This window comes from Cupriavidus sp. 01L415 (assembly GCF_056400065.1).
Map to the genome: position 1 here is coordinate 792,173 of NZ_JBFTSP010000001.1, position 12,564 is coordinate 804,736.

12 protein-coding genes and 1 tRNA gene are annotated in these 12,564 nt (G+C 63.2%); 2 read left to right on the top strand and 11 right to left on the bottom strand.

Annotated elements, in window-relative coordinates:
• Position 1: 1 nt before the first annotated feature.
• From pheT to AC1DOX_RS03690, 11 genes are all read right to left on the bottom strand, one after another.
• The gene (gene pheT / locus AC1DOX_RS03640; protein ID WP_441615152.1) at positions 2 to 2,449 is read right to left on the bottom strand and encodes a phenylalanine--tRNA ligase subunit beta; all 2,448 of its coding nucleotides are present in this window, start codon (positions 2,447 to 2,449) and stop codon (positions 2 to 4) included.
• A gap of 63 nt (positions 2,450 to 2,512) precedes the next feature.
• Complete coding sequence (gene pheS, locus AC1DOX_RS03645) at positions 2,513 to 3,538, bottom strand: phenylalanine--tRNA ligase subunit alpha (protein ID WP_176860982.1); 1,026 nt, start codon at positions 3,536 to 3,538, stop codon at positions 2,513 to 2,515.
• 187 nt (positions 3,539 to 3,725) lie between these two features.
• On the bottom strand, positions 3,726 to 4,082 hold the full coding sequence (gene rplT, locus AC1DOX_RS03650; protein WP_008650487.1) for a 50S ribosomal protein L20: 357 nt from the start codon (positions 4,080 to 4,082) through the stop codon (positions 3,726 to 3,728).
• A gap of 28 nt (positions 4,083 to 4,110) precedes the next feature.
• On the bottom strand, positions 4,111 to 4,308 hold the full coding sequence (rpmI, locus tag AC1DOX_RS03655) for a 50S ribosomal protein L35 (RefSeq protein ID WP_011297448.1): 198 nt from the start codon (positions 4,306 to 4,308) through the stop codon (positions 4,111 to 4,113).
• Positions 4,309 to 4,476: 168 nt separating this feature from the next.
• Positions 4,477 to 4,998 (bottom strand): translation initiation factor IF-3, encoded by a 522-nt coding sequence (gene infC, locus AC1DOX_RS03660; protein ID WP_441615630.1) that lies wholly within the window; start codon positions 4,996 to 4,998, stop codon positions 4,477 to 4,479.
• A gap of 46 nt (positions 4,999 to 5,044) precedes the next feature.
• A complete protein-coding gene (gene thrS / locus AC1DOX_RS03665; RefSeq protein WP_441615155.1) occupies positions 5,045 to 6,952 on the bottom strand; it encodes a threonine--tRNA ligase in 1,908 nt (635 codons plus the stop codon).
• Positions 6,953 to 7,003: 51 nt separating this feature from the next.
• A complete protein-coding gene (locus AC1DOX_RS03670; RefSeq protein ID WP_441615157.1) occupies positions 7,004 to 7,201 on the bottom strand; it encodes a hypothetical protein in 198 nt (65 codons plus the stop codon).
• A gap of 141 nt (positions 7,202 to 7,342) precedes the next feature.
• A tRNA-Val gene (locus AC1DOX_RS03675) sits at positions 7,343 to 7,419 on the bottom strand.
• A gap of 21 nt (positions 7,420 to 7,440) precedes the next feature.
• Positions 7,441 to 9,672 carry a RelA/SpoT family protein gene (locus AC1DOX_RS03680; protein WP_441615159.1) on the bottom strand — a complete coding sequence of 744 codons (2,232 nt, stop codon included), beginning with the start codon at positions 9,670 to 9,672 and terminating at the stop codon, positions 7,441 to 7,443.
• A gap of 16 nt (positions 9,673 to 9,688) precedes the next feature.
• Positions 9,689 to 10,051, bottom strand: coding sequence for a RidA family protein (locus tag AC1DOX_RS03685; RefSeq protein ID WP_441615161.1), 363 nt, complete (start codon positions 10,049 to 10,051; stop codon positions 9,689 to 9,691).
• A gap of 39 nt (positions 10,052 to 10,090) precedes the next feature.
• Entirely contained in the window at positions 10,091 to 10,972 is an 882-nt protein-coding gene (locus tag AC1DOX_RS03690; RefSeq protein WP_441615163.1) for an alpha/beta fold hydrolase, read from the bottom strand.
• A 298-nt stretch (positions 10,973 to 11,270) separates the two neighbouring features.
• Between AC1DOX_RS03690 and AC1DOX_RS03695 the strand changes: the two genes are divergently transcribed.
• On the top strand, positions 11,271 to 12,047 hold the full coding sequence (locus AC1DOX_RS03695) for a 3-hydroxybutyrate dehydrogenase (protein ID WP_441615165.1): 777 nt from the start codon (positions 11,271 to 11,273) through the stop codon (positions 12,045 to 12,047).
• A gap of 10 nt (positions 12,048 to 12,057) precedes the next feature.
• Positions 12,058 to 12,540 (top strand): DUF411 domain-containing protein, encoded by a 483-nt coding sequence (locus AC1DOX_RS03700; protein ID WP_441615167.1) that lies wholly within the window; start codon positions 12,058 to 12,060, stop codon positions 12,538 to 12,540.
• Positions 12,541 to 12,564 lie beyond the last annotated feature (24 nt).

Genomic DNA, 12,564 nt, shown 5'->3' on the forward strand with positions numbered 1-12,564 from the left:
CTCAACCGCGCAGGCGGGCATCAAATCCCGCCACCAGCGCATCGATCATGCAGCGCACCGCACCGTCGACTGTCTCGTCCTGGAGGGTCGCCCCAGTATCTTGCAAGGTCAGACGGAACGCAAGGCTTTTCTCATCCGCCCCGATCGCAGCCGAAGCTGCCTTGGGACGGAACTCGTCGAACAACACCAGGCTTTGCACGAAGTGGCCAAGCCCTGCCTTGTCCAGCGCGGCACGCATGGCGTCGATCAAGTCCTGCACGCGCACGGACTGCTTGACCACCACCGCCAGATCGCGCACGGCGGCCGGGAATTTGGAGATCTCCGCGTAGGTTGGCAAGCCGACCTCGCGCAGCGGATCCAGTTCGAGTTCAAATACGACTGGCGCATGGGTCAGCTCGTATTCCTGCAGCCAGCGCGGATGCAGCTCGCCCACCACGCCTACCGGCTTGCCGTCGACGATCACGCGGGCGGCACGGCCCGGATGCAGCGCGGGGTGCCCCACCGGCTCGAAGCGGGCGGTACGCGGATGAAACAGCGTTTCCACGTCTCCCTTGACGTCGAAGAAGTCCACCGGGCGCGTATCGATACCCCATTGCTCTTCGAACGCCGGGCCGTAGGCGATACCAGCGGCCATCATCGGCTGATGGTAGCCCGCCACGGTCAGGCCGCCGTCGGTCACGTTGGCATCACGGTGGAATACGCGGCCCACTTCAAACAGGCGCACGCGGGCAGCCTTGCGATTGAGGTTGTAACGAACCTTTTCCACCAGGCCGCCGATCAGCGTGGAACGCATGACGGCCAGCTGGCTGGCGATCGGGTTCAGCAGGCGGATCGGGTTGTCGTTCGCGGCGAAGTCACGCTCCCACTGCTCTTCCACGAAGGCGAAGTTGATCACCTCCTGGTAGTCGCGGGCGGCCAGCGCGTGGCGTACCGCGTGGGTCGAGCGGCGCGCCTCGTTGGTCGGGCGCATTTCGTTTTCGGCGATCGGGGGGCGCGCGGGAATACGCTCGAAACCGTAGATCCGGGCGACTTCTTCGATCAGGTCTTCCTCGATCTCGATGTCGAAACGGTAGCTCGGCGGCGTGACGTCAAACACCTCGCCTTCCGCACCCTCCGAACGGGTGAACGGCAGGTTCAGGCGCTGGAACACGTCGGCGATCTCGACCGGTGACAGTTCGATGCCCAGCACGCGCTCGGCGCGCGCCACGCGCAGGCTCACCGGCGTCCGTTGCGGCAGGTTGACGATCTGATCGTCCACGGGACCAGCCTGGCCACCGCAGATCTGGAGGATCAGCGCCGTAATGCGCTCGATATGCTCGACGGTCGTGGCGTAGTCCACGCCGCGCTCGAAGCGGTGCGCGGCATCGGTCGAGAAGTTATAGCGGCGGGCGCGGCCCTGGATGGCATTGGGCCACCAGAACGCGGCTTCCAGGTAGATGTTGGTAGTGTCCAGCGACACGGCTGTGCTGTCACCGCCCATGATGCCGGCCAGGCTCTCGATTTCCTTGTCGTCGGCGATCACGCCGACCTGCTCATCCACCTCTACTGTGTTGCCATTGAGCAGCTTGAGCTGTTCGCCCTTGCGGCCCCAGCGCACGTCCAGCCCGCCGTGGATCTTGTCCAGATCGAACACGTGGGACGGACGGCCCAGCTCCAGCATGACGAAGTTGGAAATGTCCACCAGCGCCGAGATGCTGCGCTGGCCCGAGCGCTCCAGGCGCTGCACCATCCAGGCTGGCGTGGCGGCGCGGGCGTTCACACCGCGGATGACTCGGCCCGAGAAACGGCCGCAGAGGTCCGGCGCCGAAATCTTCACCGGCAGCTTTTCCTGGAGCGTCACGGCCACGGGCGACATATCCGGCAGCGTCAGCGCGGCGCCAGTCAGCGCGGAGACTTCACGCGCCACGCCGTGGATCGACAGACAGTCCGCCTTGTTCGGCGTGAGCTTGATCGTGAAGACCTGGTCGTCAAGGTCCAGGTACTGGCGAATATCCTGCCCCACCGGTGCATCTTCCGGCAAGATCAGCAGGCCGCCGTGGTCTTCGGACAGCTTGAGCTCGCGAGCCGAGCACAGCATGCCGTAGCTGTCCACGCCACGCAGCTTGCCCACCTTAATTTCGAACGGCTGGCCGCCGTCTTCGGCGGGCGGTAACACAGCGCCCACCAGCGCGCACGGCACCAGGATGCCCGGCGCCACGTTCGGCGCGCCGCAGACGATCTGTAGCGTCTCGCCCGTGCCCGCATCCACCTGACATACGTTCAGGCGGTCGGCGTTGGGATGGCGTTCGGTGGCGATGACGCGTGCCACCACGATCTTGTTGAACGGCGGCGCAACCGGGCCGACCTCTTCGACTTCCAGCCCGGCCATGGTCAGGCGGTGCGACAGCACGTCGGTGGAGATCTTGTCAGGATTGGCGAACGTACGAAGCCAGGATTCCGAGAATTGCATGGCGCTTCTGATCCGGTAGGTATTCTGTTGTGTCTTCTGGGACGATGGGCAGTCTGGTCGCGATCAGGCGAACTGGCGCAGGAAGCGCACGTCGCCTTCGAAGAACAGACGCAGGTCGTTGATGCCATAGCGCAGCATCGTCAGGCGCTCCAGGCCGGAGCCGAACGCGAAGCCGATGTAGCGCTCGGGATCGAGGCCCATGTTGCGCAGCACGTTGGGGTGCACCTGGCCCGAGCCGGAAATCTCCAGCCACTTGCCGTTGCCGAAGGCCATGTCGATTTCGGCCGACGGCTCGGTGAACGGGAAGTACGACGGACGGAAGCGCACCTGGATGTCGTCACGCTCGAAGAACTTGCGCAGAAAATCGGTGTAGACGCCCTTCAGGTCCGCAAAGCTCACGTTGTCGCCAATCCACAGGCCTTCCACCTGGTTGAACATCGGCGAATGCGTGGCGTCGCTGTCTACGCGATAGGTACGGCCGGGGCAGATTACCTTGATCGGCGGCATCGGTTTGCCGGCGTATTTCTGCACATGCATGCGCGCGTAGCGGACCTGCATCGGGCTGGTGTGCGTACGCAGCAGCAGGAGCTTGTCGTCGGTATCGCGGCCATCCACGTAGAACGTGTCCTGCATCGAACGCGCCGGGTGGTTGTCTGGATTATTCAGGGCGGTGAAGTTCATCCAGTCGGTCTCGATCTCGGGGCCATCGGCCACATCGAAACCGATCGAGCCGAAGATCTGTTCCACGCGCTCCCAGGTCCGCATCACTGGATGCAGGCTGCCGCGCGCAACGGTACGGCCGGGCAGCGTCACGTCGATGGCCTCGGCGGCCAGTCGCGCGTTCATCAGCGCATCGGCAAGCGCCTGTCGGCGGGCCTGCAGTGCGGCTTCCACCTGCTGCTTGACCTGGTTGATCCGGGCGCCTTCGCTCTTGCGCGCCTCGGGGTCCAGCTTGCCGAGGCCCTTGAGCAGCTCGGTCAGCGCGCCGGTCTTGCCCAGGAAGCGGGCTTTCTCGTTTTCCAGCGTGGCGTTGTCGTTGGCAGCGGCGAAGGCGGCCTGTGCGTCGGCGACGATTTGATCCAAATCCAGGGACATGACGGCGATCGTGGAATGGTTGGCACGTGCGTGCGGTATTGCATCTCGGATGCCGTTTCGCATCGACAGCGATCGACACGGCATTCGAAATGAAAACGGGGCTCGGTGAGGAGCCCCGTTTCAGCAGACCTTGCGGTCGGTGCTTGCCCGGAAGCGCTATACGGCGCTTCCGCAGCCGGCATCAGGCAACGGTGGCTTTCACCTGGTTGACGATGGCGGCAAAGGCAGGCTTGTCATGGATGGCCATGTCCGACAGCACCTTGCGGTCGAGTTCGATCGAGGCCTTCTTCAGACCGTTCATGAACACGCTGTAGGTCATGCCATGCTCACGCGTAGCAGCGTTGATACGTGCAATCCAGAGAGCGCGGAACACGCGCTTCTTGTTGCGACGATCGCGGTACGCGTACTGACCAGCACGCATGACCGCCTGCTTGGCGATGCGATAGACATTATTGCGACGGCCGCGGTAACCCTTGGCAGCGTCGATAACCTTCTTGTGACGGGCCCGTGCAGTGACCCCACGTTTTACTCGAGGCATGTAATACTCCTTTCGTTATCGTTTGGGGTTATGCGTAGGGCATCATTGCGCGAACGGACTTCAGGTTCGTCTCATGGACGTCCTGGGTGCCGCGCAGGTGACGCTTGTTCTTGGTGGTCTTCTTGGTCAGGATGTGACGCTTGAAGGCCTGGCCGCGCTTGAACGAACCGTTCGGGCGCGCCGTAAAGCGCTTGGAAGCGCTTTTCTTGGTCTTCATCTTAGGCATGAAAAACTCCAGCTCTATGACATGCATGCAGGTGGACGGCTGACGCCGACGCTTGCAAGACCCGCATCCACTTGTTGTTGTACGCAGCCTGCAGGAGACCACGTACGGTTTCCGCACGAGACAACGCCGGGATGCAACTGGCACCCCGGCCGTCGCCCCGCGCAAGAATTACTTCTTCTTCTTGGGGGCCAGAACCATCACCATCTGGCGGCCTTCCATCTTCGGCATCTGCTCGACCTGACCCTGCTCTTCCAGATCTGCCTTCAGACGCTCCAGCATGCGCGCGCCGATTTCCTGGTGAGCCATCTCACGACCGCGAAACCGCAGCGTGATCTTGGTCTTGTCACCCTCTTCCAGGAAGCGTCTCAGGTTGCGCAGCTTGACGTTGTAGTCGCCATCATCCGTGCCAGGGCGGAACTTCACTTCCTTGACCTGGATGATCTTCTGCTTCAGCTTGGCCTCATGGGCGCGCTTGGCTTCCTCGTACTTGAACTTGCCGTAGTCCATGATGCGGGCCACGGGGGGAGTCGCGTTAGGGGCGATCTCCACCAGATCCAAGTCCTTATCCTCAGCCAGGCGAAGCGCGTCCATAAACTTGACGATGCCGAGCTGCTCGTTATCAACCCCTACCAGGCGCAGTTCGGGCGCGCTGATCTCCCGGTTGATACGGTGACCTTTGTCTGTAGCGATGTTCCGTTACCTCAAGAAGACAAAAAAACAAGCCGTGCTCGACACCTCAGGCTTTTTTGGTGACGTCATGTTGCAGACGCTCCATAAACGCGGAGACGGACATTACGCCCAGATCCACGTTGCCACGGGCACGCACGGCCACTTGATTGGCATCCCGTTCCTTGTCGCCCACTACCAGCAGGTAGGGAATCTTCTGAAGGGAATGCTCGCGGATTTTATACGTAATTTTCTCGTTACGCAAATCGGCCTTGGCCCTAAACCCTTGTTTTTGCAAGAGTTGCACGACGCTTTCGGCATATTCCGACTGAGATTCCGCAATATTCATCACGACGACCTGTTCCGGCGCCAACCAGGCGGGCAGCGCACCCGCATGGTTCTCCAGCAAGATGCCCAGGAATCGCTCGAACGAACCGAGGATTGCGCGGTGGAGCATCACCGGCCGCTTGCGGGCGTTGTCTTCGGAGACGTATTCCGCACCCAGGCGCTCCGGCAGCACCAGATCCAGCTGCAGCGTACCGCACTGCCAGGATCGGCCAATCGCGTCCTTGATGTGGTACTCGACCTTCGGACCGTAGAACGCGCCCTCGCCCGGCAACTCCTCCCATTCCACGCCGCAGGCGCGCAGGGCCAGACGCAGGCCATCTTCGGCATGATCCCAGACCTCGTTCGACCCGGCACGCTTCTCGGGGCGCAGCGACAACTTCACCGCCACATCCTTGAAGCCGAAGTCGTCGTAGATGGAGAAAGCCAGTTCATTAAACGCCTTGGCCTCCTCCACGATCTGCTCTTCCGTGCAGAAAATGTGCGCATCGTCCTGCACGAAGCCGCGTACACGCATCAGACCATGCAACGCGCCAGACGGCTCGTTGCGATGGCAGGCGCCGAACTCCGCAAACCGCAGCGGCAGGTCGCGGTAAGAACGCAGACCGTGATTGAAAATCTGGACATGCCCCGGGCAGTTCATCGGCTTGATCGCRTAGTCGCGCTTTTCCGACTCCGTGACRAACATGTTCTCCTTGTAGTTCTGCCAGTGGCCAGAYTTTTCCCAGAGCGAACGRTCCATCACCTGCGGCGTGCGCACCTCGTCGTAGCCGGCCTTGCCCAGCCGCTCGCGCATGTATTGCTCCACGGCCTGCCACACCTGCCAGCCCTTCGGGTGCCAGAACACCATGCCCGGCGCTTCCTCTTGCAGATGGAACAGATCAAGCGTCTTGCCGAGCTTGCGGTGGTCGCGTTTCTCGGCCTCCTCCAGCATGTGCAGGTACGCCTCCTGGTCTTCCTTCTTCGCCCAGGCCGTGCCGTAGATGCGCTGGAGCATCTCGTTGTTGGCATCGCCGCGCCAGTAGGCGCCAGCCACCTTCATCAGCTTGAATACCTTCAGCTTGCCCGTGGATGGCACGTGCGGCCCGCGGCACAGATCGACAAACTGACCCTCGCGATAGAGGCCAATTTCCTGGTCGGCCGGAATCGAGGCGATGATCTCCGCCTTGTACTTTTCCCCCATCGACTCGAACAGCGCCACGGCTTCGTCACGATTCCAGACTTCGCGCGTGACTTTTTCGTCCTTGCGCGCCAGCTCCGTCATTTTCTTTTCGATGGCCGCAAGGTCTTCGGGCGTGAAGGGACGCTTATAGGCGAAGTCGTAGTAGAAGCCGTTTTCGATGACCGGACCGATCGTGACCTGCGCATCCGGATAGAGCTCCTTCACGGCATAGGCCAGCAAGTGCGCCGTCGAGTGGCGGATCACGTCGACGCCATCGGCGTCCTTATCCGTGACGATAGCCAGCGACGCATCGCGGTCGATCGTGTAGCTCGTATCGACCATGCGGCCATCGACCTTGCCGGCAAGCGCCGCCTTGGCCAGGCCGGAGCCGATGCTCTGGGCCACTTCAGCCACCGTGACGGGGCCGTGGAATTCGCGACGGGAACCGTCCGGCAGCGTGATTACGATCATCTTGCACCTCTCGAGGAGTCCAACCGCCGGCATGGCGCCGCGACGATCGGATCAAACAACTTTTGTGGCGCCGGTGTCGCCCGATGCAGCGAGACGCGCATCGGACAGCACCGGCAACGGACTTTTCTTGCCCACATCGCGGGCGATGCGGCAGCTTATCAGCCAGCTGGCAAACGACAGACGAAAAAAAACGCGGCCAAGGCCGCGTTTTTCTGTCTTTTCCCGGATCGCTCCGGTTCGAAGGCGCACCTCGACTACTGTCGCTAACCAGCGGTAGTAGTTCGAGTTGTCATGTTCATGATGCGTTTCCGTGCCTTGTCAGGTTGATCGGATCTGCTGTCACGCCAGCCTTCGATTGCTGACGGGTAGTACGTTTTTACTGCAATTCGTTGGTAGGCTCGATTGGACTCGAACCAACGACCCCCACCATGTCAAGGTGGTGCTCTAACCAGCTGAGCTACGAGCCTAGCGAAGACGCAAGTATAGCATCACTTTCTTTTTGCTTGCAACACCCCTTGCACATCTTCTATCAATGACAGCGCGCGCTGGAGTTGCGTGGCCTCGGAAACCTCGGCCGTAAACTGCATGCGCGCGACGCCCTTGCTCGACAGCGTCTTCACACCCGTCACGTTGATCTTCTCCCGCGACAGCACTTCGGAGATATCGCGCAGCAGGCCCTGACGGTCAATCGCCTCCACGTGGATGTCCACCGGATACACCGCGTCGCTGCGCTTGCCCCATTCGGTCTGGATCACCCGCTCGGGCGCACGCGACGACAGTTGCAGGAAGGTGCTGCAACTGCGGCGATGGATCGACACGCCACGCCCGCGCGTCACAAAGCCGACGATCTCGTCCGGCGGCGCCGGCTTGCAGCAGCGCGACATCTGCGTCATCAGTGAATCCACGCCCACCACCAGCACGCCGCTCTTGGCGCCGCGCGCCACGCTGGTCGCGCGGCTCTTCTTGGTGACGGCCTCCTCCTCGGTCAGCTGCGGCTGCACCTCCCCCTCGGGATGGCGCAGCGCGTGCTCCACATGACGCAGGCTGAACTCTTCCTTGGCGACGGCGGCATAGAGTTCGTCCGGCGTCTTGAAGTTGAGCCGCGTGGCCAGGTCATCGAGGTTGACCGCGGTCTTGCCCTCGCGCTGGAGCGTCTTTTCGATCAGCGACCGGCCCTGCGCGATGGTTTCCTGCGAATCGAGCGCGTTGAACCAAGCTCGCACCTTCGCGCGAGCGCGGCTGCTCGCCAGATAGCCCAGCTCCGCGTTGAGCCAGTCGCGCGACGGCCCGCCCTGCTTGACCGCGACGATATCCACGGTCTGCCCGTTCTTGAGCGGCGTGTTGAGGGGCACCATGGCGCCATCCACACGCGCGCCACGGCAATGGTGCCCCAGATCGCTGTGCAGGTAATACGCAAAGTCGACCGGCGTCGCGCCCTGCGGCAGCGCCACCACGCGCGCCTGCGGAGTCAGCACATAGATATGGTCGTCGATGGCCGCGTGCTTCAGTTGCTCCCAGGGCGAGTCCTCGTGCGCCACCGAATGGTCGGCGTCGTCCTTCCATGCCAGCAACTGGCGCAGCCACGCGATCTTCTCGTCGTAACGCTCGCTCGCGGAGAACTGCCCGCTATAGCCCTTGCTGCCAGCCTCCTTGTAGCGCCAGTGCGCCGCAACGCCGTACTCGGCGAAGTGGTGCATTTCCTGCGTGCGGATCTGGACCTCGAAGGCACGGCCGTCGTCACCGATCACTACGGTGTGCAAAGACATGTAGCCGTTGGACTTCGGCCGCGAGATATAGTCATCGAACTCGCGCGGGATCGGCTGCCAGATGTGGTGCACGATGCCGAGCACCGTGTAGCAATCCTTGATGTCATCCACGATCACGCGGAACGCCCGCACATCGTAGAGATCGGCGAAGTCGAGCTCCTTGCCGCGCATCTTCTTCCAGATGCTGAAGATATGCTTGGGGCGCCCGGTCACCTCCGCGCGAATGCCCGCCGCGGCAAGCTCCGACTGCAATCGCTCGATGGCCTGCGAGATATAGCTCTCGCGCTCGATGCGCTTTTCGTCCAGCAGGCGGGCGATGCGCTTGTAGGTCTCGGGCTGCTCGAAGCGGAACGCCAGGTCTTCCAGCTCCCACTTCATCTGCCAGATCCCCAGCCGGTTGGCGAGTGGCGCGTAGATGTCGAGCGTCTCGCGCGCCACGCCCGGCAATGGCGCACTCTTGGTCTGCGCCAGCCAGCGCAGTGTCTGCAGCCGCGACGCCAGCCGCACCAGCACCACGCGGATGTCCTGGGCAAAGGCCAGCAGCATCTTGCGCAGCGCTTCCACTTGTTCCTGGCGCGCCGCGGCTTCTGTCTTCGACGACTCGGACACGTCCGTCTGCGTCACGGCAATCGCACCGATTCGCAGCAGTTGCCGCACCCCTTTCACCAGGCGCGCAACTTCCTCGCCAAAGCGCTCCTCCATCTGGCCTTCGGTGCCCGGCACGAACGCTGCCACGGCAAACAGGCACGCCGCGGCACGCGCGGCGTCGTCCACGCGCAAGCCATCCAGGATCCGCAGCATCCCCTCGGCGTGCGACAGAACGCTCTCGCCGGTCGGCAGCATCGCGGGCTTGTCGCCATCCGCCACCTCGCGCACATATGCCAGCGCGCGCTCGACGAGGCCGGCATCCGGCACTCCGACGACCTTCCCCGTTACGTCCGTCGACGTCACCATGTCGTACCGCCTGGCATCAGTTGAGGGCGGCCGTCACCACCACTTCGATCAGATAATCGGGGTTGGCCAGCTTCGCCTCGACGGTGGCGCGCGGCGGGGTGTTGCGCTGCGGTACCCAGGCGTCCCACACTTCGTTCATTTCGCCGATGCGGGTCACGTCGGTCAGAAAAATCTGGCACATGAGGATCCGCGTCTTGTCGCTGCCGGCCTCGGCGAGCAGGCGATCGATGTGACCCAGCACCTCGCGGGTCTGGCCGCGCAGGTCGGCCTTCGGGTCCACCTCCGGCACCTGGCCGGCCAGATAGACCACGCCGTTGTAGACCGCGTATTCAGACAAGCGTGCGCCCACGTGGGCTCGCTTCAGGGTGTTGGCACTCATGGCAATCCGTGTACTTGATTAAAGTGATAAGCCGACCGCTCAGGGGCCCAGGAAGAAATTCCGGGCGATCGCCACCTGGGCCGGATCGACGAACGTCGGCGCGTGCCCCACATCGGGGACTTCCACCGAGGAAACTTGCTTGCCGCGCGCCACCATTTCCGCCACGGTCTCGCGCAGCAGCAGGTCGGACTGCGCACCGCGCACCACCAGCGTCGGCCCCTGGATAGCCTCGAACATCGTCCACAGCGCGGCTTCGCCCGCCTGCACCATCTCGGGCGTGCTTTCCTTGAAGGGCACAGCCAGCGCGGGATCGTAGTGCAAGCCCCACTCCATCCCCTCCGCAGCCTGCACCGGCTTGAGAATCGCGGCGTTGAGCTCGCGCCATTGTTCCGGCGTATGACGGCCAAAGGAGGCGCTGATCGTCTGCAGGTAGGCCAGACCTTCTTCAAACGTCTTGAAGCGCACCGGCAGCCCGAGGTAGGCGCCGATGCGTTCCACCGCTTGGGCGGCAAGCTTCGGGCCCACGTCGTTCAGCAACAGCTTGCGCACCGGTGACCTGGGCAGGCTCGCCAGCCCCATGCCGATCAGGCCGCCCATCGACGTGCCGAACCAGTCCACCTGCTCGACGTTCAGCCGCGCAATCAGCGTGACCATGTCCGACACATATTGCGGCACGACGTAGCGGCGCGGATCCGCCAGCCATTCGGAACGGCCCCGGCCCGCCACATCCGGGCAGACCACGCGGTATTCGTCGGACAGGGCCTTCGCCACCGTATCGAAATCGCGGCCGGTACGGGTCAGGCCATGCACGCACATCAGCACGCGCGGATTCGTGGGGTCGCCCCACTCGTGATAAGCCATGCGATGCAGGCCTGCGGGACTGATGCACTGAACAAAGCCGAGGCGCGGACTGGAAGACATCTGAACTCCCTGCAATTCCCCGCCGACAGCGTGACGGCGCGGAGGTTGAGCGGTGTTAAAAACTGTTGGCGGTACGGCTTTTGGCAAAGCAGGATTGTACGCCCTGCGAGTACAATGCCACAGCACATTGGCGCACGCGGCCCCTCCTGTAGGGTGACCCGCTGGCAACCGGCTGGCAACCGACTGACAAGCAGCGGAAGTCCGGCCGGGGAAGGCAGGTCACCGCCCGCGCGCGCATCCCGACCGGCCGGCACCGGTGGTCCCGGCCCTTACCGCATTTTCTCCGACGGAGGCTTACATGCTCAAAGGCAAGACGGCACTGGTGACTGGCTCGACCAGTGGGATCGGACTCGGCATCGCACAGGCACTCGCCGCGCAAGGCGCCAATATCATCGTCAATGGCTTTGGTGACGCGGACGGCGCAAAGGCCGAGATTGCCAAGGCCGGCGGTGGCATTCAGGTGGGCTACCACGGCGCCGACATGAGCCGCGCGGCCGAGATCGAAGACATGATGCGCTACGCGGAGAAAGACTTCGGTGGCGTGGATATCCTGGTCAACAACGCCGGCATCCAGTTCGTCGCGAAGATCGAGGAATTCCCGGCCGACCGCTGGGATGCCATCATCGCCATCAACCTGACCTCCGCATTCCACACCACGCGCCTGGCGCTGCCGTCGATGAAGGCCAAGAACTGGGGCCGCATCATCAATGTAGCTTCCACTCACGGCCTGGTGGCGTCGGCAGAAAAGTCCGCCTACGTGGCATCCAAGCACGGCATCGTCGGGTTCACCAAGGTCACGGCGCTGGAAACCGCCCAGACCGGCGTGACCGCCAACGCGATCTGCCCGGGCTGGGTACTGACGCCGCTGGTGCAGAAGCAGGTGGAAGCGCGCGCCCAGAAGGAAGGCATCCCCGTCGAACAAGCCAAGCGGGAACTGGTGCTGGAAAAGCAGCCTTCGGGCCAGTTCGTCACGCCCGAGGAACTAGGTGCGCTGGCGGTGTTCCTGTCGAGCGAGGCAGCCAGGCAGGTGCGCGGTGCCATCTGGAATATGGATGGTGGCTGGGTCGCGCAATAAGGAAGGCGCCATGCATCATCGTCGTCATTTCCTTCGCACGCTGGGCGCCGGTGCTCTCGCCCTGTCTCCGATCACCAGCGCGCTCGCCCAGGCATCGCGCCCGCTGGCTATCGACGTCTACAAGAGTCCGACTTGCGGCTGCTGCGAGGACTGGGTCAAGCATCTGCGCACCAACGGCTTTGCCGTGACCACGCACGACGTCGAGGATACCGGCGTTTACCGCGCACGCTACGGTATGCCTGACCGCTTCGGGTCGTGCCACACGGGCGTGATCGGCGGTTATGCATTGGAAGGCCACGTGCCGGCAGCCGACATCCGGAAGCTGCTGGCCACAAAGCCCAAGGCCGTCGGTCTGGCCGTGCCTGGCATGCCGGCCGGATCGCCGGGCATGGAGATGGGACCGCGCAAGGACCCGTTCGACGTGCTGCTGGTCAAGTCGGACGGCGCCGCATCGGTCTTCTCGAGCTACAACAAGACCAAGGCAAACGGCTGATTCTCCGGTCACCGCCGGACCGCT